This window comes from Leucobacter chromiireducens subsp. chromiireducens (assembly GCF_016758255.1).
Taxonomy (GTDB): Bacteria; Actinomycetota; Actinomycetes; order Actinomycetales; family Microbacteriaceae; genus Leucobacter; species Leucobacter chromiireducens.
The window spans coordinates 35736-57816 of record NZ_QYAD01000001.1 but is presented as its reverse complement, the minus strand read 5'-3'; the positions used below and the strand labels follow the sequence as shown (position 1 = coordinate 57816).

At 66.3% G+C, this 22081-nt stretch carries 22 protein-coding genes; 14 read left to right on the top strand and 8 right to left on the bottom strand.

Annotated elements, in window-relative coordinates; all coding sequences use genetic code 11:
* The first annotated feature begins 16 nt into the window (after positions 1–16).
* A complete protein-coding gene (locus tag D3226_RS00280; RefSeq protein WP_202380455.1) occupies positions 17–1048 on the top strand; it encodes an amino acid ABC transporter permease in 1032 nt (343 codons plus the stop codon).
* A complete protein-coding gene (locus tag D3226_RS00275) occupies positions 1045–1824 on the top strand; it encodes an amino acid ABC transporter ATP-binding protein (protein ID WP_272928849.1) in 780 nt (259 codons plus the stop codon). The genes D3226_RS00280 and D3226_RS00275 overlap by 4 nt, the downstream gene beginning before the upstream one ends.
* An 83-nt stretch (positions 1825–1907) precedes the next feature.
* Here the strand turns inward: D3226_RS00275 and tagD are convergent, their stop codons facing one another.
* Positions 1908–2306, bottom strand: a complete 399-nt coding sequence (tagD, locus tag D3226_RS00270) for a glycerol-3-phosphate cytidylyltransferase (protein ID WP_202380454.1) — start codon at positions 2304–2306, stop codon at positions 1908–1910.
* Between the two features lie 155 nt (positions 2307–2461).
* On the opposite strand from tagD, the gene D3226_RS00265 reads away from it, so the two are divergent.
* Positions 2462–2644 (top strand): hypothetical protein, encoded by a 183-nt coding sequence (locus D3226_RS00265; RefSeq protein WP_202380453.1) that lies wholly within the window; start codon positions 2462–2464, stop codon positions 2642–2644.
* A gap of 69 nt (positions 2645–2713) precedes the next feature.
* On the opposite strand, the gene D3226_RS00260 is transcribed toward D3226_RS00265, so the two are convergent.
* Genes D3226_RS00260 through D3226_RS14955 form a run of 3 tightly spaced genes read right to left on the bottom strand, consistent with a single transcriptional unit; the run spans position 2714 to position 4817 of the window.
* A complete protein-coding gene (locus D3226_RS00260; protein ID WP_025134649.1) occupies positions 2714–2932 on the bottom strand; it encodes an SCO4848 family membrane protein in 219 nt (72 codons plus the stop codon).
* Between the two features lie 9 nt (positions 2933–2941).
* Positions 2942–4147, bottom strand: coding sequence for an MFS transporter (locus D3226_RS00255; protein ID WP_202380452.1), 1206 nt, complete (start codon positions 4145–4147; stop codon positions 2942–2944).
* Entirely contained in the window at positions 4134–4817 is a 684-nt protein-coding gene (locus tag D3226_RS14955; RefSeq protein ID WP_202380451.1) for an FCD domain-containing protein, read from the bottom strand. The genes D3226_RS00255 and D3226_RS14955 overlap by 14 nt, the downstream gene beginning before the upstream one ends.
* Positions 4818–4930: 113 nt before the next feature.
* On the opposite strand from D3226_RS14955, the gene D3226_RS00245 reads away from it, so the two are divergent.
* The 7 genes from D3226_RS00245 (at position 4931) to D3226_RS00215 (ending at position 12802) form a co-directional block, all read left to right on the top strand.
* Entirely contained in the window at positions 4931–5992 is a 1062-nt protein-coding gene (locus D3226_RS00245; RefSeq protein WP_202380450.1) for an amidohydrolase family protein, read from the top strand.
* 72 nt (positions 5993–6064) lie between these two features.
* Complete coding sequence (locus D3226_RS00240; protein ID WP_202380449.1) at positions 6065–7717, top strand: ABC transporter substrate-binding protein; 1653 nt, start codon at positions 6065–6067, stop codon at positions 7715–7717.
* A gap of 4 nt (positions 7718–7721) precedes the next feature.
* Positions 7722–8672, top strand: a complete 951-nt coding sequence (locus tag D3226_RS00235) for an ABC transporter permease (protein ID WP_337248850.1) — start codon at positions 7722–7724, stop codon at positions 8670–8672.
* Positions 8669–9553, top strand: coding sequence for an ABC transporter permease (locus D3226_RS00230; protein ID WP_202380448.1), 885 nt, complete (start codon positions 8669–8671; stop codon positions 9551–9553). Before D3226_RS00235 ends, D3226_RS00230 begins: the two co-directional genes overlap by 4 nt.
* The gene (locus D3226_RS00225) at positions 9550–10407 is read left to right on the top strand and encodes an ABC transporter ATP-binding protein (RefSeq protein ID WP_202380447.1); all 858 of its coding nucleotides are present in this window, start codon (positions 9550–9552) and stop codon (positions 10405–10407) included. The genes D3226_RS00230 and D3226_RS00225 overlap by 4 nt, the downstream gene beginning before the upstream one ends.
* Entirely contained in the window at positions 10404–11261 is an 858-nt protein-coding gene (locus D3226_RS00220; RefSeq protein WP_202380446.1) for an ATP-binding cassette domain-containing protein, read from the top strand. Before D3226_RS00225 ends, D3226_RS00220 begins: the two co-directional genes overlap by 4 nt.
* Complete coding sequence (locus tag D3226_RS00215) at positions 11258–12802, top strand: chlorohydrolase family protein (RefSeq protein WP_202380445.1); 1545 nt, start codon at positions 11258–11260, stop codon at positions 12800–12802. The genes D3226_RS00220 and D3226_RS00215 overlap by 4 nt, the downstream gene beginning before the upstream one ends.
* Positions 12803–12886: 84 nt before the next feature.
* Here the strand turns inward: D3226_RS00215 and D3226_RS00210 are convergent, their stop codons facing one another.
* Positions 12887–14272 (bottom strand): APC family permease, encoded by a 1386-nt coding sequence (locus D3226_RS00210; protein ID WP_202380444.1) that lies wholly within the window; start codon positions 14270–14272, stop codon positions 12887–12889.
* A 254-nt stretch (positions 14273–14526) separates the two neighbouring features.
* On the opposite strand from D3226_RS00210, the gene D3226_RS00205 reads away from it, so the two are divergent.
* Together D3226_RS00205 and D3226_RS00200 are read left to right on the top strand one after the other, a co-directional pair.
* Positions 14527–15189: a GntR family transcriptional regulator gene (locus D3226_RS00205; protein WP_202380443.1), complete on the top strand. Its 663-nt coding sequence runs from the start codon at positions 14527–14529 to the stop codon at positions 15187–15189.
* Between the two features lie 64 nt (positions 15190–15253).
* Positions 15254–15658: an acyl-CoA thioesterase gene (locus tag D3226_RS00200; RefSeq protein ID WP_202380442.1), complete on the top strand. Its 405-nt coding sequence runs from the start codon at positions 15254–15256 to the stop codon at positions 15656–15658.
* A 42-nt stretch (positions 15659–15700) separates the two neighbouring features.
* Here the strand turns inward: D3226_RS00200 and D3226_RS00195 are convergent, their stop codons facing one another.
* From D3226_RS00195 to D3226_RS00185, 3 genes are all read right to left on the bottom strand, one after another.
* Complete coding sequence (locus D3226_RS00195) at positions 15701–16153, bottom strand: GNAT family N-acetyltransferase (RefSeq protein WP_202380441.1); 453 nt, start codon at positions 16151–16153, stop codon at positions 15701–15703.
* On the bottom strand, positions 16150–16440 hold the full coding sequence (locus D3226_RS00190; protein ID WP_202380440.1) for a cupin domain-containing protein: 291 nt from the start codon (positions 16438–16440) through the stop codon (positions 16150–16152). Before D3226_RS00190 ends, D3226_RS00195 begins: the two co-directional genes overlap by 4 nt.
* Positions 16441–16501: 61 nt before the next feature.
* On the bottom strand, positions 16502–17749 hold the full coding sequence (locus D3226_RS00185) for a PucR family transcriptional regulator (RefSeq protein ID WP_202380439.1): 1248 nt from the start codon (positions 17747–17749) through the stop codon (positions 16502–16504).
* A 175-nt stretch (positions 17750–17924) separates the two neighbouring features.
* Here D3226_RS00185 and D3226_RS00180 point away from each other — a divergent pair, with 175 nt between their 5' ends.
* Positions 17925–19967, top strand: coding sequence for a hydantoinase/oxoprolinase family protein (locus D3226_RS00180; RefSeq protein ID WP_202380438.1), 2043 nt, complete (start codon positions 17925–17927; stop codon positions 19965–19967).
* A complete protein-coding gene (locus D3226_RS00175) occupies positions 19964–21967 on the top strand; it encodes a hydantoinase B/oxoprolinase family protein (protein WP_202380437.1) in 2004 nt (667 codons plus the stop codon). The genes D3226_RS00180 and D3226_RS00175 overlap by 4 nt, the downstream gene beginning before the upstream one ends.
* Positions 21968–22081: the final 114 nt, after the last annotated feature.

Here is a 22081-nt window from a genome sequence, read left to right as displayed (position 1 = left end):
GTAGGAACACTCCGCTATGTCTGAGAACACGGGCGGGGCTTCGGGGACCACCCCGAAGCCCCAGCCCTTCTACGAATCCGAGCCCATCGAGGCGATCAAGCTCAAGCATCCCGGCCGCATCGCGCTTGCCGTCGTGCTGGCAGTGCTCGCCGTTCTGTTTGTGATTGATGCCGCGAACCGCGAGGCCTTTGACTGGCCTGAGGTGGGCAAGTATCTCTTCGATACGCGCATCGTCTCGGCCGTTGGCTACACCCTGCAGCTCACCGTCTACTCGATGATCATCGCCATCGTGCTCGGGATCCTGCTCGCGGTGATGCGTCTGTCGCCGAACCCGGTGGTGAAGTCCATCGCCTGGGTGTACCTCTGGATCTTCCGTGGTACCCCGGTCTACGTGCAGCTCACCTTCTGGGGACTCTTTGCGGTGATCTACCCGAAGATCGGCTTCGGAATCCCGTTCATGGAACCGTTCTTCGAGTTCGAGACGAACACGATCATGACGGCGTTCACGCTCGCGATCATCGGCCTCGCGCTGAACGAGGCCGCCTACATGGCCGAGATCGTGCGCGCGGGCCTGCTGTCGGTTGACAAGGGTCAGGACGAGGCCGCTGTGGCGCTCGGACTGGGCTGGTGGCACACGATGACCCGGGTCATCCTGCCGCAGGCGATGCGCGTCATCATCCCGCCGACGGGCAACGAGGTCATCTCGATGCTGAAGACCACCTCGCTCGTCAACGCGGTGCCATTCACGCTCGAGCTCTTCATGAAGACGAAGGACATCTCGGCAGTCACCTACAAGCCGGTGCCGATGCTCATCGTTGCCTCGATCTGGTACCTCGCCGTCACCTCGGTGCTCATGGTGGGCCAGTACTACCTGGAGCGGCACTTCGCGCGGGGCGTCGCACAGCGCCCCGACGTGATGACGCCCACGGTAGAGACCGCCGCCATCGGTGTGGTGGGAACCGACGGGACGTACCCGACGTATGAGGAAAAGGACGGCCGCACCGGGATTGTGCCGCCGCGCCAGCGCCCCGGGGGAGGCATGGTATGAGCCAGCAAGCAACCGACATTCCAATGGTGAAGGCCGAGGGTGTCTCGAAGGCCTACGGGTCCAACCTGGTGCTGAAGTCCATCTCGCTCGAGGTGCAGCGTGGTGAGGTGCTGTGCCTCGTTGGCCCCTCGGGCTCGGGCAAGTCGACCTTCCTGCGCTGCATCAATCACCTGGAGACGGTGAATGCGGGCCGACTGTCCGTCGACGGCGAGATCGTCGGCTACCGGCAGCAGGGCGACAAGCTCTACGAGATGCACCCGCACGAGGCGGCGAAGCAGCGGCGCGACATCGGCATGGTGTTCCAGCGCTTTAACCTCTTTCCGCACATGACCGCGCTCGAGAACGTGATGCTCGCGCCCACCCTGCTCAAGAAGGGCAATAAGGCCGCACTCAAGGCGCGGGCGATGGAACTGCTTGCTCGTGTGGGCCTCGCGGACCGGCACGACTACTACCCCGCGCACCTCTCGGGTGGGCAGCAGCAGCGCGTGGCCATTGCGCGTGCGCTCGCGATGGAGCCGAAGCTCATGCTGTTCGATGAGCCGACCTCCGCCCTCGATCCCGAGCTGGTGGGTGAAGTGCTCGACGTCATGAAGGGCCTCGCCGAGAGCGGCATGACCATGATCGTGGTGACGCACGAGATGGGCTTCGCCCGTGAGGTGGCAGACAAGCTGGTCTTCATGGACGGCGGCGTGGTAGTCGAGGAGGGTGACCCGGCCGAGGTGCTGTCGAACCCGCAGCGCGAACGCACGAAGGCCTTCCTCTCCAAGGTCCTCTAGCGCGAGCACTGCTCGGTACACGCACAGTGGCCCCGGTTTCCCGTGAGGGAACCGGGGCCACTGTGCATTGCGGCAGCTCGGCGCTAGGCGTTGACGCCGAGATCTCGCTTGATCTTGGTGGTGGAGACGCCCTCGGTGCGGTCGAGGTAGATGACCTCGCAGTAGTCGCGCAGCACCTCGAAGCGGGGATCGCCCTCCCAGTCGCCGCCCATCACCACGGCGTCGATCTCGTACTTCTGCACGTCGCGGATCTTCTGATCCCACGCCTCTTCGGGGATCACGAGGTCGACGTAGCGCACCGCCTCGAGCATGTTCTTGCGCGTCTCGAAGTCGTGGTAGGTCTTCTTCCCCTTGCCCGCATTGAACTCCTCCGTGGAGGCGGCGACCACGAGGTAGTCGCCGAGCGCACGTGCGCGACGCAGCAGGCGGATGTGACCCCAGTGCAGGAGGTCAAAGGTGCCGTAGGTGAGGATCCGCTTCATCCCTCCAGTCTAAGCGCTGAGCCGATTCCAGGCTGGGAAGCCAGCCCGCCCGCGTGCGCGACGAATTCCCTGGTGCCGTGGAGCTCGCGGCGGCGTAAGCTGGGAGGGAGGTATCCGCGCGGCGGGTCCGCGCATCGACGGAGATGGAGGGCACGATGTCAGAGCACCCAGATCAGAGAGTTCCGGATCACGACTCCGATCCTGCACGCACTCCCGGCGATGGCTGGGTGGGCGAGGGCGGAGCGTCACACCTGGGGCCCGCGACGCACGTGCGTGCCGGTCATCCCGACGACGCAGACGACGAGGATGATGTCGAGTCGGACGACGAAGAAGAGTAGTCGCGACACCGTAGGGAGGCCCGCCCACGCAGAAGCGTGGGCGGGCCTCCCTCGTTCCGTTTTCGGCGGCTACGCCTGCACGAGCGCGATCACGCCCGCAACGGCGGACGCCGCGGCGATGAGCAGCGCGATCCCGATCAGCACTGCGTGCACCGTGAGGAAGCGAGTGGGGCGACCCTGCTCGTCACGGGCGCGCGGATCCTTCGCGACGCGCGTCCAGAAGCGCGGCCACACCACGATGTTGTAGACAGCGTTTACGAGCAGCAGGATTCCGGCGAGCGTCAGCATGCCTCCAGCTTACGTGGACGGAGGTGGCTCAGTACCGCGGCGCAGAGACGCACGAGACCCTGCGATGCCGAAGCCGAGCTCGATGACGGCGACCGCGAAAAGCACCAGGAGGGCGGCGGACCATGGAATCCCTGCCTGGGAGAGGAAGCCCAGCAGGAGCGGCCCGGTTGCCGCGAACGCGTAGCCCACGCCCTGGCTCACGGCGGAGAAGCTCGCGGTCGCCGTGGCGCTTGGTGCGGTAAACACGATCAGCGCAATTGCGAGCCCAAACGCGCCGCTCTGTGCGATGCCGAGCGCCGCGACGACGAGCGGGGCGAGTGAGATGGGTCCGTAGGCGAGTCCCAGCAGGCTGACGGCAGAGAGCGCGGCGACACCAACGATGAGCGGGGTGCGCAGCCGCGGGCGTGAGGCGAGCGTGGGTGCGATGAGTGACGCGGGAAGGCCAGCGATGCTGAGCCAGGCGAGCAGCATGCCTGATTCGCTCGGGCTCATGCCGCGGTCGATGGCAATCGTCGGGAGCCATGCGGTCAACGCGAAGTAAATGAGCGCTTGGCATCCGAAGAATCCGGTGACCGCCCAGATTCCTGGCGTACGGAGCAGGCCTCGGAACGATTGGGCGGGGTGTTGCTGGCCGCTGCTCGCGCTCGAGCCGAGGGCGGAACCGAGCCCGAGTGAGAGCCCGAGTGCGATCAGCAGGGGAATCCCCCACGCGGCGAGCGCGGGCGCAACGCGGTCGTCGAGGAGGTGGAACAGGGGTACCGTGAGCCCGGCACCCGCTGCGGCGCTGACGCCGAACGACGTGGTGTAGACCCCTGTCCAGAATCCGCCGCGTCGAGAAAGCGCCTGCCGGATCACCTGGGGTGCCAAGACTCCGAGCAGGGCGATGGTCATCCCGCCGAGGATGACGCCGGTGAAGAGGAGGGGCGCCGACACCGGGCGGAGCAGGGTCGCGGTCGCGAGCAGTGCGAGCAGCACCGTGATCGCTCGGGCCAGGCCAAGCCGCCGTACCAGGAGGGGAGCGAACGGGGAGGCGACGCCGAACATGAGCACGGGGAGCGAACTCAAGATCGCGAGACCGCCGGCGCTCAGCCCATAGCGTGCGCCGATCTCTGGGAGAAGCGGTGAGACCGAAGTGATGGGAAATCGGACGCTCAAGCCAATTGCGAGGATGAGGATCCCTGCAGCTGCGGCCTGACGTCGTTCAGTTCGACTCATCGAGCAGACGCTCCTGCTGCTCGAGCACTCCCAGTGCTGCCGCTGCTGCTGCGTCCGCGGCTTGCGCGACGATGGCCTGGAACAGCGCGTCGTGCATGTCGGCGCGGTCAGGGTCGTGGCGCTGGGTGAGGCACGACGCGTCTGCAACAGACTCCCGGAGGGAGGTATCGAAGCTCGCGTACAGATCGGTGAGGAGCTGGTTTCCTGAGGCCTCGGCGATGCCGAGGTGGAACGCGACGTCGGCATCTGCGAATCCCTCCGCGTCACCCGCGGCGATTGCTGCAGCCCGGTCGCGCAAGTGCGTCTCGAGCTCAGCGAGGTTGGCCGCGGTGCGGAACTGCGCAGCCTCGCGCGCAGCAAGTGCATCGAGCGCGCGGCGCACGCGGATGACTTCGCGGCCATCCGCGGAGTGGATCGCCCGGCGCAAAGCTACTTGCGTGGCGTCAGTGGCGATGAGGTAGGTGCCGTCTCCCTGTCGCGTCTCGAGGAGACCGAGCTGGACAAGGGAACGAACCGCCTCGCGCACGGAGGGTCGGCTCACGCCGAGGGTGGTGGTGAGCTCCGCCTCGGAGGGGAGGCGGTCGCCGAGTGCCCAGCGGCCGGCACTGATTTCGCGCTTCAGCTCGTCGACAACGGTGTCGACGAGCGATCGTCGTTGAATAGGTCGCACGGTATCTATCCTTGCAGCTTCGGTTGGTTATATGGTTATCATATGTCTGACAAGTGGTTCGGCGCCAGGCTGGCGCCGGATTTCCCTGCAGAATCACCGAGAAAGGTCTTCCAATGACGGCGACCCCAGCTGCACCGCACCCCGCGATGCTTGCCACCCCGGGCCTCGTTGACGGTCACATTCACCCGGATAAGACCTCATGGGGAAGTGCGTGGATGTCGCGCCGCCCGGCGCGAGACCTCGCGGAGCTGATCGAAAACGATCGTGCGACCCAGTTCGACTTTGCCGAGAGCGTGGAGGAGCGGGCCTATGCGCTGCTCGCGAATGCCCGCCGCAACGGCACCCTTGCGATGCGCGCGCACGTGGATGTGGCAAGCGAACTCGGCATTCGCAACGTTGAGGGCGTGCGTGCCGCGGCAGAGCGGCTTCCCGGACTCACAGTGCAGATCGTCGCGTTCCCGCAGTTCGGCCTCCTGCGCAACCCCGGCACGCTCGAGGTGATGGCGGCCTCACTGGACGCGGGCGCCGATCTTGTGGGCGGCATCGACCCGGGCGGGATCGAGGGCGACTTGCATGGCCATCTCGACGCGGTGTTCGGCCTCGCGGAGCGGAAGAGCCGCGACATCGATATTCACCTCCACGACGGTGGCGAGGATGGACTCGCGCAGATCCGAGAGATCGCGCGGCGCACTGTTGCCACTGGCCGCCAGGGGCGCGTGACGATTGGCCACGCGTTCGCGCTCTGCGACGAGTCGCTGCCCAGCTTGCCGGAGACCCTTGACCGGGTGGCAGAGGCGGGTATTTGGATCGCGACCTGCGCGTTGGGGCCGGACCCCGTGCCCAACATCGATCGTTTCGAGCAGCACGGCGTGCGACTCGTCGCCGGATCAGACGGCGTACGCGACTCCTGGAGCCCATTCGGAACCGGCAGTATGGTCGACCGCGCTCACCTCCTCGCCTACCGCACGGGAGCGATCACGGACATGGAGCTTGAGCGTGCGTTCCGCATCGCTTCGGTCGCCGGCGGCGAGATGCTCGGAATCCCCGAGATCGCGGAGTGGAGCGGGGCAGCCGCAGCGACCCGCCTCGAGTTTGCCGCGCACAGCATCGCTCAGCTGGTGGTCGATCGCCCAGCACCCACGCGCGTGGTGCGCGATGGTGTCGTGCTCAGCTAACGCGTTCTCTCAGCCCCTCTTTCCCACCACCTGAACACCCGCAGTACCCATCACCGGAACAAAGGAGTCCCCGTGTCCATTCGACGTCTCACGCTGCTCGGAGCAGCCACTGTGGCAGCGCTCACGCTGACCGCATGCGCTGGTGGCGGTGGCGGCGCCCCCTCGGGCACCGCCGCTGGCCAAGCCAAGTTCGACCTTGACCCAGCGAAGCTCGCAACCACCACGCCCGCGGGCACAGCGGCGGTTCCCGAGGTCACCTGGAACCTTCCCTATGAGCCGATGTCAATTGACCCGATGCTCTCGTTCAACTACGCGGAGAACACGGTGGACTCGAACATGTGCGAGGGGCTCACGCGCATCACCCCCGATCTTGAGATTGAGAACGCGCTCGCCGAGCAGGTGGAGTCGCCGAACGATACGACGTACGTGTACACACTGCGCGATGGCGTGCAGTTCTGGGACGGCTCGCCGCTCACCGCCGCAGACGTTGTGTACTCGCTCGAACGACAGGTGGGGGCCGATGCGCCCACGTACTGGACGGACTACTTCACGAACGTGGAGTCCGTGACGCAGACAGGCGACGCCGAGGTGACCGTCACGCTCAGCACACCGGATGCGCTGTTTGCGCAGGGCATGTCGAGCGCTGCTGGCGCGATTGTGCAGAAGGCTGCGGCTGAAGCCGCTGGCGAGCAGTTCGGCACCCCGAAGGGCGGCATGATGTGCACTGGCCCGTTCCAGCTCGACTCATGGGAGCCGGGGAAAGCAATCACTCTCGTGAAGAACGAGAACTACTGGGATGACGCGCTGATCCCGAAGGTGGAGAAGCTGTCGTTCAGTTTCATTGCCGATGAATCGACCGCGATCAACGCGCTTCGCTCGGGTGACGTTGACGGACAGTTCTTTTACCTCCCGCCGGCCGGCCTGAGCCAGTTGGAGGGTAGCGACGCGAGCATCACCTTCGGCAAGTCCTACATTTTCTGGTCGCTGCGCGCGATTCAGGAGACGGGCACGTTCTCGAACCCGAAGGTGCGCGAGGCGCTGCTCGCCGCGATTGACAGCCAGGCTATTGCTGACGTCGTGTTCCAGGGCGCGGCGATCCCCTCACCGGTGCTGACCGGACCCGCGTACTACGGTGACGATGAGGCGGGGAAGCTCTTCCAGGCGGCCTACGACGGGTACGAACTGAAGCCAGACATTGAGCGCGCGAAGGCGCTGCTCGCTGAGGCTGGCGACGTTTCCGCTCCCATTGTGCTTGGTGTGCAGGGTTCGTCCGCAGTGCACGAGCAGACAGCCAACCTGATTCAGGCCGCCGGGCAGGCAATCGGACTCACGATCGAGACGAAGGTGATTCCGGTCGAGCAGTTCGGCAACCTCTACTTCGACCCGAAGGCGCGAGAAGGCCTCGACGGCTTCTTCACGACCTACTACGGAAACGTGACTGATCCGCTCGACGTGTACACGACGTTCATGCCGGACAGCACGAACAACTTCATCAAGTACGATGGCGCCGCCGCCGAGCTCACAGAAGCACGCGCCACGCTCGACCCCGTGAAGCGTGCCGAGCTGACCATTGCCGCCCAGGAGAAGATCACGCGCGATCTGCCCTGGTTCCCCATGGGAGACCTGCCGGTGATCCTCGTGCAGAACAACGAGATCTCGGGTGCGACGGCTTCCTCCGCGTACCTCGGCTACCCGTGGGCGGCCACCATCGGAGGCGTGGAGTAGTCCCGTGTCCATCCCCGCATTCCTGCTGCGCCGGACGGGCAGCCTCCTGCTCGTCCTGCTTGTCACGTCATTCGTGGTTTTCGGCATGCTCTATCTCGCCCCGGGGAGTCCGCTGAGCTTTGTGCTCGGCCCCCGGGGCGGGACGCCGGAGCAAATCGCACGGGTGACCGCCCAGTACCACCTCGATGATCCGTTCCTCGTCAGGTACTTCGCGTGGATCGGTGATCTGTTCACGGGAGACCTCGGCGACTCGGTCGTCTACCGTCAGCCCGTCGCCGACCTCATCGGCGGCCGGGTGGGCACCACCGTAGCCCTCATCGCGCTTGCGACGCTCATCATCGCCGTGCTCGGCGTGGGGCTTGGCCTGCTCGGCTCGCTGCGCGGTGGTTGGGCGGATCAGGTGGTCACCACGCTCGCGACGCTCGGCCTCGCCACTCCGGCATTCGTGATCGGCGTCGCGCTGATCAGTGTCTTTGCGGTGGGGCTCGGCTGGTTCCCCACGAATGGGAGCGGGAGCGGGGGACTCGACACCCTGTTCCACCTCATCCTTCCGGCAGCGGCGCTTGCCGTTGCGAGCACGGCGTATCAGGCACGCATCACGCGCGCCTCGGTGCTGGAGGAGGCCGGCAGGGAACACGTCCAGACCGCCGTGGCCCGTGGTCTGCGCACGAACCTCATTGTGCGGCGGCATATTCTTCGCAATGCCCTGATCCCGATCACCACTGTGCTCGGTCTGACGGTCGCGACACTCATTGCGGGGGCTGTGGTCATCGAGAATGTGTTCGCGCTCGACGGCCTCGGATCGCTGCTCGTCCGCGCGATCCTGCAGCGCGACTTCGCCGTCGTGCAGGCCGTAATTCTCGTTCTTGTCATCGCGTTCGTGGTGATCAACGCGATCGTGGATTTCCTGTACACGATCATTGATCCGCGCATCCAGCTGGGGAGTAAGCAATGACCGCACCGAGCACCACTCAGATCGCCCTCCGCAAGGTGGCTGCGAACGACCCCGGTCGCCTCACCCTGCTCGGCCGGAAGCTCGGCCCCACCGGCATCATCGCCGCGTGCGTGCTGACGGTGTTCGTGCTTGCGGCACTCCTTGCGCCATGGCTCGCACCGTATGATCCCGACTTCCCCGATCTGCTCGCGGCGCTCTCGGGCCCCAGCGCGCAGCACCTGCTGGGAGCGGATGCCCTCGGCCGCGACCTCCTCTCTCGGCTGATGTACGGTGCCCGCATTACGCTGCTCGGGCCGACGCTGGTCATTCTCATTGCGACCGTCGTCGGCACCACGCTCGCACTCATCGCCGCGTGGAACCGTGGGCGAGTTGACACGGTGATCTCTTGGATCCTTGACGTGCTGTTCTCGGTTCCGGGTATCGTGTTTGCGCTGATTGCGGTGGCGATCTTTGGGCCCAACCTGCCCACCGTGGTGGTTGGCCTGTCGATTGGTTACATCCCCTACGTTGCACGCGTCGTGCGCGGCGCTGCGCTGCGCGAGCGTGGCATGCCCTATGTGCAGGCGGCCTGGCTGCAGGGACAGTCGGGCATCGGCATCAGCCTCACGCAGATCCTGCCGAACGTGCAGCCCATTGTGGTTGCGCAGGCCGTCTCGTCACTCGGCTTCGCCGTGATCGATCTCGCGGCCGTCTCCTTCCTCGGGCTCGGTGTGCAGCCGCCAACGGCTGATCTCGGACTCATGGTGAAGAGCGGCTTCGACTCGCTGTTGCGCGGGCAGGCGCTCGAGGCGATCACCGCGGGCCTCGCGATTGTGCTCATCGTGTGGAGCATCACCGTGATCGGCGACCGGCTCGCCTCAAACACCAGGAGCATCCGATGAACGCACCACTCCTTGAAATCGAAAACCTGCACGCGAGTCTGGTCACGAAGTACCGACACCTCGACCTGCTGAACGGGGTCAGTCTGACCCTCGACCGGGGCGAAGCATTGGGGCTCGTCGGCGAATCCGGTTCCGGGAAGTCGCTCACCACGCGCGCAGTAATGCGGATGCTCGCCGAAGGGTTCCGCACCACCGGTGAGGTTCGCTTCGCGGGTGAGTCCGTGCAGGGCATGAACCGAGAGCGCCTGCGGAAGTATCGGGCGAGCGAGGTTGGCATGATCTTCCAAGATCCGCGAGCGCATGTGAACCCCGTGCACACGGTCGGCGACTTCCTGACGGAGGCACTTGTTCGCGATCGCGGCCTGCCCCGCGCGGACGTCGAGCGGCGCGCGATCCAAATCCTCGATGAAGTGGGGGTGAGGCACCCGGAGCGGCGGCTCCGGCAGTACCCGCACGAACTCTCCGGAGGCCTCCTACAGCGCGTCATGATCGCCAGCGTGTTGCTCGCCGAGCCACAGCTCATCCTTGCGGATGAGCCGACCACGGCGCTCGACGTCACGGCGCAGTCGGATGTGATGGCAATCATCGACGAGCAGCGCCGGGCGCGCGGGCTCGCGCTGCTCTTCATTACGCACGACCTCGAGCTCGCGAACGCCTGTTGTGACCGGCTCGCGGTGATGTACGCGGGGGAGATCGTCGAGCAGGGCGCACACGTCTACGACGCACCCACCCACCCCTACACGGTTGAGCTCATGGGCGCGCGCCCGAGTATCGAGGAACGACTCGACCGCCTTCCCGTGCTCGAGTATTCGCTCGAGCTGCACCAGGAGTTGAAAGCGAGGACCACGCAGTGAACAACGCAGCCCCTCAGGCCACACCGCAGGGCGAACCGCTTATCCGAGTGAACGACCTGCGCAAGGTGTTTCCCGCTCCTCGCGGAACCCGCGGCGAAGATGTCGTCGCCGTTGACGACGTTTCGTTCGAGCTCATGCCCGACGAGTGCCTCGCGATCGTCGGCGAATCCGGCTCGGGGAAGACGACGGTGGCACGAATGATCGTGGGACTTGAAACGGTCACCGCCGGCGCGATTGAGATCGGTGGCCGCGATCGCACGGGTGCGCCTCGCTCGTTGCGTGAGCGTCGAATCCGAGCCCGCGAGGTGCAGTACGTGTTTCAGGACCCCTACTCCTCGCTCAACGGGCGGCAGCGTATTGGTGAGGTCATCGCAGCAAACCTTCGCCTGCACGCGGCCCCCGGCGCCGCGCGAGGGGGCGTGCGCGCTCGCGCACAGGAGATCCTTGACGCCGTCGGCCTGCCGCAGCGCTTCTTCGATCGCTTTCCGCGGGAGCTCTCTGGAGGACAGCGGCAGCGGGTGGCGATTGCGCGCGCGCTCGCCGCAGACCCGGGCGTGATCGTGCTCGACGAGGCAGTAGCCGCGCTCGATGTTTCGATTCAGGCGCAGATTCTCAATCTGCTCGCCGACATCAAGGCGGAGCGGCAGATCAGCTATCTCTTCATCTCGCACGATCTTGCGGTGGTCAACCAGATCTCGGATCGAATGATTGTCATGGAGAACGGGCAGGTGGTGGATCGCGGGAATACGGCCGAACTACTCGCGCACCCCACCCACCCGTACACGCGCGCGCTTCGCGCCGCCGTGCCCGGTCCCGGCTGGAAGCCGACGCGGCGAGAGCAGCTGGCCTCATGAGCATCCGTGCGCTGCGCAGTTCGCACGCAATTGTGGGAGCGCCAGCGGGTGTCACGCCGGATCCGAGCGTTCCCACGACCGCGCCGAGCTTCGCGGAGTTGCGCGACGCGGTGGTGCTCGTCGAGGGGGATCGAGTGATCGCGGTCGCTGGTGGCGTGGCGGGCGACGCGCTCGTTGCGCAGGCAGACGAGGTGATTGAGCTCGGCGAGAGCGTGCTGCTCCCGGGCCTGATTGACCTCGAAGGCCTGGTGGACATTGACCACCTACTGCTCGATTCCTGGTGGGGCCCCGCGCATGAGGCGCGCCTGGAGTGGTCTGAGGAGTACGCGCGAGCGCCTCGCGAGGTGCTCACGCCGGCGGAGCGCTCAACGCTTCGCCGGTATGGGCTCGTCCAGTTGATTCTGCACGGCATCACTTCTGCGATGCCGATCTCCTCGGAGGTGCACGGCGCCTGGGCGGAGACTCACGACGACCTGCTTGATACGGCACGCACGGCGAGCGAGCTGGGCATTCGAGTGTTTCTCGGCCCCTCATACCGATCCGGGGTGCACGTCACGCGTGCTGATGGCACCCCAGACATTTACTGGGACGAGGCGAAGGGGCGGGCAGCGTTCGCCGACGCCGAGCGCTTCCTTGACACAGTTGAAGCCCTCGCTGATCCCCTGGTCACGGGGGTGCTTGTGCCGTGCCGGGTGGAGACGGTCACGGATGAGCTCCTGCAGCGCACTGCGCGCCTCTCCGCAGAGCGCGGGGTGCGGGTGCGGGTGCATGCGACGCAGGGGCTCGACTCTGAGATCGGATTCCTCGCGCGGGATCGGGGCACGACTCCCCTGGGTTTGCTCGAGCGGACGGGCCTCCTCTCAGACCGTTTGATCCTCGCGCACGGGGTCTACATTGATGTGCACCCCGAGGTGCACGGCGAGGACCGGGGCGACCTTGCCACGCTCGCCGAAGCTGGGGTGTCGATTGTGCACTGCCCCGTGACCAACGCGCGCTACGCGTTTCACCTCGAGCGGCTCTCGCAATACCTCACGGCGGGGATCAACGTCGCACTCGGCACTGACTCGTTTCCACCGGACCTCATCCGGGCGATCGACACGGGTGTGCAGATCTCAAAGGCGCAGCACAGGGACCTCGGAAAGGGGCTCCTCGCCGAGTATGTGGAGGCGGCCACCCTGGGCGGCGCGTCCGCGCTCGGCCGCAGCGACCTCGGTCGCATTGCCGTGGGTGCACAGGCCGACATCGTTGCATTTTCACTCGCGGATTTCCGCACTGGGGCGATTGATGACCCGCTTCGCACGCTCACCCTCGCGGGAACTGGCCGCGATGCGCACTTTAGTATGGTGGCCGGCCGCGTCGTGATGCGAGACGGAGAGATCCCTGGGCTGAACACCACGCAGCTCCGGGCCGAAGGGCAGCGGATCTTTGAGAAGCTGCGCGCGGCGTATGCGGAGCGGGATGCGCTTGCCCCGACACACGGCAGCGATCCCGATCAGCTGTTTCCGCCCGTGTTCCCGCGGGCCGAGTGTGGGGGCCTCTGAGGTTCCTCCACCGTGTCTGACACGCCGCTGCGGCGGGGATCCCCGAGAGGATCCCCGCCGCAGCGGCGTTCATGCGTGGCGCGTCTACTCGCGGTAGGGGAGCGTGGGCATCGCCTCGGTGGCGGCGCCGTCAATTTGCAAGGCGAGTGCGCCGCCGTGCTTCTTCCTGCGCAGGAGGAACACCACCACGCCGATGGCCAGCCAGGTGCCGCCGAGCACGAATGTGAATGGTGCGAGTGAGGTCCAGAGCCACGCAATCGAGACGAAGCCGATGAGCGGCATGATCAGGTGTCGAACGACGCCCCAGCCGCTGCGGAGCCCCAGGTCGAAGAACAGCACCTTAATCGTCGCAAGGTTGACCATGGCAAACGCGACGAGCGCGCCGAAGTTGATCATGTAGACCGCCTGATCAAGGGTGATGAACAGTGCGACGAGAGCGACCGCGGACACGAGCAGCGCGGCAACATAGGGCGTGCGGAAGCGGCGGTGGAGTCGGGCGAGGGGCGCGGGAAGGATCCCGTCGCGGCCCATGGCGAAGAGCACGCGGCTGACGCTCATCTGCGCTGCGGTGCCGCACAGCACGATGCCAATCACGTTGACGACCACGAAGATCACCATGAGGGTGTCGCCGCCGGCCTGCTGCATGAGCTCGGTGCCCGCGGCGTCGAGATTCTCGAGCGTGCGCCAGTCGGGAACGATGAGGCTGCCCGCAATCGAGAACGCGAGGTACCCGAGGCCAGCAAACAGTGTCGCGAGCACGATTCCCTTGGGGATCTTGCGGCGCGGGTCGCGCGTCTCCTCCGCGAGGGTTGAGACGCCGTCGAAGCCGAGGAACGCGAAGGCCACGATCGCTGCCGCGGCGAGGATGGGGGCGAGGCCGCCTGAACCGAGGGACAGCGGGGTCATGACCGCTTCCATGCTGAGGTTCGGGGCGTTCAGGATCGCGAGCGTGAGGAACGCGACGATGACGAGCACGGAGGCCACGATGACGACGCTGTTCATTCGTTTGATCCAGGTCACCCCGATCACACTGAGCACCGCAACAATTGCGATGCAGATGAGGGTGCCCACCCATGCGGGAACCGCCGTAAACAGGCTATTGAAGTACAGCCCGAAGAGGAGGAAGTTGACCATCGGGAGGAAGAGGTAGTCGAGGAGCATCACCCAGCCGGTGAGGAAGCCGGGGCCAATGCCGAACGCTCGCGTGACGTAGGCGTATGCGCCTCCGGTGATTGGCACGTGTGCCGCCATGCGACCGTAGCTGTGCGCGGTGAACAGCATGATGATGATCGCGGCGACATAGGCGGCAGGAAGATGGCCATCGCTCAGCGCGGTGGCAGGGCCGTACACCGAGACGACGGAGAGCACCCCCATTGAGGTGAGGCCGTAGGCGATCAGTGCCGGGAGGCCGAGCTCGCGCTTCAGGGTGCGCGGGCGCGTGGCCTCGGAGGGTGGGGCGGTGGTGGTCATGCACAGACTCCTTTGCTCTGGTGGACGACCCAGCGGGCCCGCTGCACGCGAACCACGGATGGATTGTATGCCAAATACTGAGAGATAGGGAAATCGCAGCATCTTTCGGGTTGGAATGCGTCGTTTGGAATGCCAAAATGGGAGAAGTTGGTGGTGCTCGAGTCGACGGGCATCATGGGAGACGCCGCTCGCATGCGAGGGTGGTGCGGACGGGAGCGGCGGAGATGCTCAGGAATGACACAGAGGACGCGGTGATGCTTGACGAGCCCCTATCGCGCGGAGAGGCCGTGTACGAGTGGGTGCGCGACCGCATCATTGACGGACGCCTCCCCACGGGAAGTCGGATCCGGGAGCGTGATCTCGCAGAAGAGATCAACGTCTCGCGCGTGCCGATTCGTGAGGCGTTTCCGCGCCTTGAGGCGGAGGGGTACATCCGAACGTTGCCCCGGCGGGGCGCTGTCGTTGCGCCCATGGCGCTCGCCGATGTCAGTGAGCTGTTTGACGTGCGCGCCTCGCTCGAGGTACTCGCCGCGCGGCTCGCTGCCGAGCGCTGTGCGTTGGGCGCCGATGGGTCGGCGCTCATCGCGGCGCTGCGTCACGCAGAGGAAGCCACCGGGCGAACGGATGCCCGTGCAATCGTGGGGGCCACCACCGACTTTCATGCCGCGGTTGTTGAGCTCGCAGGAAACCGCCTGCTGCAGGGCCTCATGGTGCCGATCCAGGGGCGTGTGAAACGGCTGTTCAACATCGCGAACGAGCGCGATGACGTCGACTTGCATCGCGAGCACGAAGATCTGTGTGATGCGATCGTGCATGGTCAGGTGGAGCGCGCGGCCGCGCTCGCGCTCGCGCACGTGGAGCATAGCCGCGCGGACACGATCCCGATCATCGAGCGCCTCATCGCCGAGACGGAGTAGGCTCCGCGGTTCAGCTCGAGTCGCGTATATCGGCGGGTGTGATCCCGCGCAGTAGGCTGGCGCCATGAGCGACTACCGGCACATTGTGCGCAAGTGGGTCAAGCCCGAGGATCTCAACCAGCACGGCGCACTGTTTGGGGGTCGGCTGCTGCAGTGGGTGGACGAGGAAGCGGCGATCATGGCGATCACGCAGCTCGGCACCATCGACGTGGTGACCCGCCACGTCTCCGCCATCGACTTCATCTCGCGCGCTGACCGTGGTGACCTGCTCGAGCTCGAGTACTCGGTGGTGAAGTTTGGTCGCACCTCGATCACGCTGAGTTGCCGGGTCACGAATGCCGTGACTGACGAGGAAATCCTCACGCTGAACGAGATTGTTTTTGTAGCGGTCGACGGCGACGGCAAGGCGATTGTGCACGGGCAGACGGAGGCGACTCCCGGCCTCGAGCGCGTGCGCGCGGTGTCGTAGCCCGCGGGCACGCGCTCGAAGTCCCCCTGTGGCGGCGGGCGTTTACTCGGCTGGCGCGAGGTCGTACGTGACCCAGGGGGTCTGCGTTGCGACGCGGTCGTACAGGCTGCGCGCGGTTTCGTTGCTCTCCGCGGTGATCCAGCGCACGAGGGTGGCGCCCTCATCGCGCGCGATTTCGGCGAGGCGCTGCAGGATCGCACTGCCGGCACCCGTGCCGCGCGCCTCCGCTGAGGTGAACAGGTCATCGAGGTACAGGCCATGACCGCCATCGATCGGGCGCGCGAAGCGACGGAAGTGGCCCATTCCCACCGCAACGCCATCGCGCTCAGCGATGAGACCGCGCGTCTCATGCGTGGGATCCTGGAGCCAGCCCCACACCGTGTCGAACACGGCGGGGTCGTGTGGCTTGGCGTAGAAGTCCCGGTAGCCGCGGTAGAGCGTCTCCCAGGCCGCGCGATCGGAGTCGGCAATGGGCCGCACGGTCACCGTGCTCATGCGAGCTTCTCCACCTCAACGAACACGACATCGCTTGCGGAGCTGCGGTTCTCGACCTGGTGCTCGGAGCCTGCGGGGCGCGTGTAGCTCTGGCCGGTGGTGAGCTCGGCAACGATCTCGCTGCCATCCGCGTTCGTGACGTGCATCGTGTCCGTGACGAGCGGAATCACCACGTACTCGTACTCGTGGCGGTGCATCGGGATGACGCCACCGGGCTCGATCGTCCACTTGGTGACGCGAAAGTGCTCGTTTTCCAGCTGAACTTCGCCGTGTGAACCGGTGCTCATGATCCTCCTTGATGCGTGAGGCCCGGGCTGCGCCGGGCATCGCCGTTGCGATTCCCTCAGCCTAGGGGATCGGTGTGGCGGTGCGCTGCCCCTCGGGATCCGAGCGCAGCTCCGACCACCGCCCGATGAGTTCCGGGTAGAGCGCGAGGATGAGGTTTGATGCGGCGAATGCCGAGGAGATGGGCTGACCCATCGCTTCCTCAATGCGGGCGAGGCGATACCGGATCGTGTTCGGGTGCACGAAGAGCGCCTCTGCGGTGCGGGTGATGTTCTGCTCGGCGGCGAAGAATGCGACGAGGGTCTCGTGCAGCTGCGGGGCCGCGAGCGGTGCAAGCGTGCGGGCGATGCGATCCTCGAGCTGGCGCTGATCGACGTGTGAGAGCAACCACGTGGCGAGGTCGATGCGGTCGATCAGCACCGCCCCGAGCCGCTCGGGAGCGGGCGCGGCGGCCGCCCACTGCCGGGCGATACCGAGCGCGGTCTCGGCCTCGCGCACGCATTCGGAGACGCGGGACAGGGTGGAGAACGGGGCAGAGGCGCCGAGCAAGAACTGCTCAGAGGCCGCCGCGATCCACGCGTCCGCCGCGGGGGAGTCGGGCACGATCGCGGCGATGGTGGCGGGCGAGTCCATGTCGGCGCGCCGCAGCATGACGAGAAGCGGCACGTCCTCGGAGCGCGCACGGCCGATGAGGAGAGTGAGCTGTGCCTCAGTGGCGGAGGCTCCATCGAGCGGGGCGAGTTCGAGCGCGCGCACGGGGGCGTAGGCGGGGAAACGAAACTGCGTCAGCCGACTCCAGAATCGATGTTCGCGCGCGGGCACCACGCCGTCGTGCAGTGCTGCGATGAGCTGTTCGTTGTCGCGTCGGTCGCGCTGTGTAGCGCCGTACTGGATCCCGTGCACGGCTCCGAGGAGCCGCTCCGAGGTGTCGAGGAGCTGATCGCCGATCTCGGTGATGGTCTCCGAGCCGCGGCTCGCGATCGCGATGACGTGCACGCCGTCGCGCAGTGACACCCGCCGCGTGCGCACGCGCCAGCGCCCGATTTGCAGATCGAGCTCGCGCTGGTGGGTGGCGGCAACCTCGTTCCAGATGAGTTGTGTGGGCGCCTCACCGGTGCTCGCCACCAGGGAGCCCTCAAAGTCGTAGATGACGGCGGTGCCGTGGCACAGGGTCGCAATGCGAGCGGTGAGAGCGTGCACTGGATCGGTCGACGCAACCGCTGAGAGCAGCGTGTTCGTGAGCTCGAGGGTCACTTGAACGCGCGCGAGTTCGGCCTGCGTTTCGGCAGGGTCCAGCATCGGATTTGCCATGCCACACCTTCGTGGATTGTATGAACGGGAGGTTTTTGACCCCGCATTTCGAGGATTTTTGGAGATTCTACAGTCCAGACTCGACAAAGCTTCGAATTCTCCAGTGACCGCGCTCCTGCGGAGCACAAAGGTTAGATGCATCCGGAACTCAACGACGAACTTCAGGAGGAGCCCCATGAGCAGTGTCCGTGTCGCGGTCGACGTCGGAGGGACGTTCACCGACGTCTGCATCTTCGACGATGACACCCAGCAGATGCGCGTGACGAAGGTGCCATCGACACCGAGCGACCCGATGGTGGCGGTGATGAATGGCGTCGAGCGCGGCGAGATCGATCTCAACGAGGTGTCGCTCTTCTCGCACGGCACGACGGTTGCCACCAACGCGCTCATTACCCGCAACTTCCCCGCGGCCGCGCTCGTTACCACCCGCGGCTTCCGCGACGTGCTCGAGATTCGCGACGGCACGAAGGATGACCTTTGGGACGCGTACAACGACGTTTCGGAGCCGTACATCCGGCGCCGCGACCGCTTCGAAGTGACCGAGCGCATCGACTACAACGGCAACACCGTCACGCAACTTGACGAGGCCGAGGCACGTCAGCTCGCCGAGCTGCTGCGCCGCCGCGGCGTGAAGACCATCGCGGTGTGCTTCCTCAACTCGTACGCGAACCCGGCACACGAGACCCGCATGCGCGAGATCCTCGAAGAGATCATCCCCGATGCGACGGTGTCGACCTCCGCGGAGGTGCTGCCCGAGATCTTCGAGTACCCGCGCTTCAACACCGCAGTGGCAAACGCGGTGCTCGCCCCGCTTGTCTCGGGGTACGTGAACCGGCTGGCCACCCGCCTTCGCGACGGCGGCTACCGTGGCGATCTCCTCCTGCTTCACTCGGGCGGCGGATCGATGACCCCGCGCCTGGTCGAGAAGTTCCCCGTGCGGCTCGCGGCCTCCGGCATCGCCGCAGGCGCGATCTCGGCGAAGCACATTGCGCAGCAGTGCGGCTACGACAACGCGGTGAGCCTTGACATGGGCGGCACATCGACCGACATCGCGCTTGTTGCCGACGGTGAACTACGCGTCTCGCAGGAGTGGCAGGTCGAGTACGGCCACCCCATCATTTTCCCCTCGATTGAGGTGCTGACGATCGGCGCGGGCGGCGGCTCGCTCGCGCACATCGACATCGCGGGGTCGCTGCGGAACGGCCCCCAGTCGGCCGGCGCAGACCCCGGGCCCGCGTGCTACAACACGGGCGGCGATCAGCCCACCAACACCGACGCCAACGTGGTGCTGGGGCGGCTCGGATCCTCGCTCGCCGGCGGCGTCAAAGAACTCGACCGCACGCTCTCTGAGGAAGCGATCGGCCGCGTCATCGCGGAGCCGCTCGGCATGGGGCTCGAGGAGGCCGCACAGGCGATCGTCTCGGTCGCCAACGCGAACATGGCCGACGCGGTGCGACTCGTTTCGATTCGACGCGGCTACGATCCCCGCGACTTTGCGCTCCTCGCCTTTGGCGGCGCGGGCGCGCTGCACGGCGCCGACGTGGCGCGCGAGCTCGGCATCCCTACGGTGGTGGTGCCACCGAGCCCCGGGGTGACCTCGGCGATGGGCTGCCTGCTCGTCGACATTCAGCACGATTTCGCGCAGATGTACACGGGGCTCGCCTCGGGCGCCGACGAGGAGGGGATCGAGCAGGCATTCGTTGAGCTCGAAACCGAAGCCTCCGCGCGGCTGCGCCACGAGGGCGTCTCCGAGGAGAACGCGATCCTGCAGCGCAAGATCTCGATGCGCTACCAGGGCCAGTGGCGCTCGCTCCAGGTGCCGATGGGTTCGGGCCCGGGCGCACTGGCGCAGGCCGTGCGCACGTTCCACGAGCAGTACGAGCGCGAGTTCGCGTTCCGCCAGGACGACGCCCCGGTCGAGGTGTACCAGCTGCACCTTGGCGCGGTGGGCAAGATCCCCAAGCCTTCCTTCCGCCCCGCTGAACCCATTCCGCAGGCGCCCGGCACCCCGGCTGATCGCCGCCCCGTGTACTTCGGCGGCGACGGCTGGCTCGACACCCCGGTGTACGACCGCGACGCCCTCCCCGCGGGCACGGCCTTCGCCGGCCCCGCCATCATCAACCAGCTGGATTCCACCACGGTCGTCCCACCGCACACGCGCGCCGAGATCGACGAGTGGCTGAACATCCGCATCCACCTCGAGGAGGTCACCCGATGAACACCCCTACCGGTACCCTCGCCGCCCCGGCCCCCGTGGCCCACCGCGACACCGCCCTCGACCCCGTCACCTTCGAAGTGCTGAAGAACGCCTTCGCGACGAGCGTCGACCTCATGAGCGAGCAGATTCTGCGCACCTGCTACTCCTTTGTGATCTACTCGCGCGACTTCTCCTCAGCGCTCTGCGACGCGAACGGCAACACCGTGATGCAGGGGTCTGGTGACATCGCCGTGCACGTCGGCACCCTGCACTTCCAGGCGAAGGCCGTAATCGAGCAGTTCGGCGAGGACATCAACCCCGGCGACGTGTTCGCGATCAACGACCCGTACCGTGGCGGAACGCACTTCAACGATGTGTCGTTCGTGCGCCCTATCTTTTCCGAGGGCCGCATCATCGCCTTCGCGCAGAACAAGGGCCACTGGGCTGACATTGGCGGCAAGGTACCCGGCTCTTTCGATGTCTCGGCCTCCGAGCACTTCGGCGAGGGCCTGCGCATCACCCCGATCCGAGTCTGGTCGAAGGGCACCTTCCTGCACGACGTTGCGCAGCTGCTCGTCGCCAACACCCGAGCTCCCGAACAGGCGCTCGGCGATCTGCACGCGCAGTCGGAGGCCACCGCGGTCTGCGAGCGCGAGGTGCTTCGCCTGGTGGAGCGCTACGGCACTGAGACCGTTGAGCTCGCGATGCAGGAGACACAGGACTACGTCGAGCGCACCGTGCGCCGGCGCCTCGCGGAGCTGCCGCAGGGCCGCTGGGAGACGGTTGACTATCTCGATTTGGATCCGGGCAAGCCCGAAGCACTCGTGCCCATCAAGATTGTGATGACGCTCGACGGTGAGGGCATTCACTACAACCTCGAGGGCAGCGCGGACGTCGTGGACACGTTCCTGAACTCGGGCTACGGCACGACCTTCTCCGCCATCTACGCGGGCACGAAGACGTTCTTCCCGGACGTGCCGCTGAATTCCGGGTTCTACGCGGCGGTGACTGCGGACATCGGCCCCGAGGGCACCGTGGTGAACGCCGGCTGGCCCTACGCCGTGACCGGCTTCTGCTCGGGGCCGTACGAAAAGCTCATGAATGGCATCTTCGAGATCTGGTCGCAGATCATGCCTGAGCGCGCCATGGCGTGCGCGTTCAACCTCGAGTACCTCCTCGTCGGTGGGCGCGATGCGCGCAGCGAAGAGAACCCGTACTTCATGTGGTACGACTGGATGGCTGGCGGCTGGGGCGGTCGCTCCTCGAAGGACGGCTCGAGCGCCACCGCCCCCGTGTTCGGCGTCGGCCTCGCGGTGCAGGCGTGCGAGGGGCAGGAGCGCCTGACGCCCGTACTCACCACGATGCACCAGATCGGCACCGACTCCGGCGGCCCCGGTCGCTTCCGCGGCGGGTGCGGGGTCGAAAAGGGTGGCACACTCACTGACGCGGATGCCTCGGTGATGAGCTACTGCTGTGACCGCGCCCGCTCGATCACCTGGGGCATTGAAGGCGGCCTGCCCTCGATTCCGCACGGGGTGTGGCTCAACCGCGACACGGATGGCGAGCGCTTCCTCGGCTCGATCTTCTCATCTGTTCCCGTGCAGCCGGGCGACACGTTCTACCGACCGTCAGCGGGCGGCGGTGGCTTCGGCGATCCGCTTGAGCGCACGCCGGAGGAGGTGCTCGAGGACGTGATCGACGAGTACGTGTCAGTCGGGCGCGCTGCGGCGGACTACGGCGTGGTGATCGAGGCCATCGATCCCGAGCTCGATCAGTACCGCATTGACCGCGAGGCCACCGCGGTGTTGCGCGCCGAAATCCGCGCGAACCGCGCCGGCTGGCTCGAGGAAGACCCGAAGAGCGTGGCCGAGCGCTACCGCTCCGGCGAGCTCGACCTGCTCGATGTGATCCGCCGCCACGGCGTGATTCTCGATTGGGGCACGGGCGAGCTCTTCGAGGAGACCACCCGTCAGCACCGCGCACAGATGCAGCGCCGCTCCGCCGCAGGCTGGGCACGCTAAGCTCCGCGGGCCTGAGGCGCACCCCGCCTCGGGCCCGCAGCGGGTCGACCCGATCCGCGCCTCCCGCACCACCCATGTGCACCGCACCACCGTAAGACGCAGTACCCGCTCCAC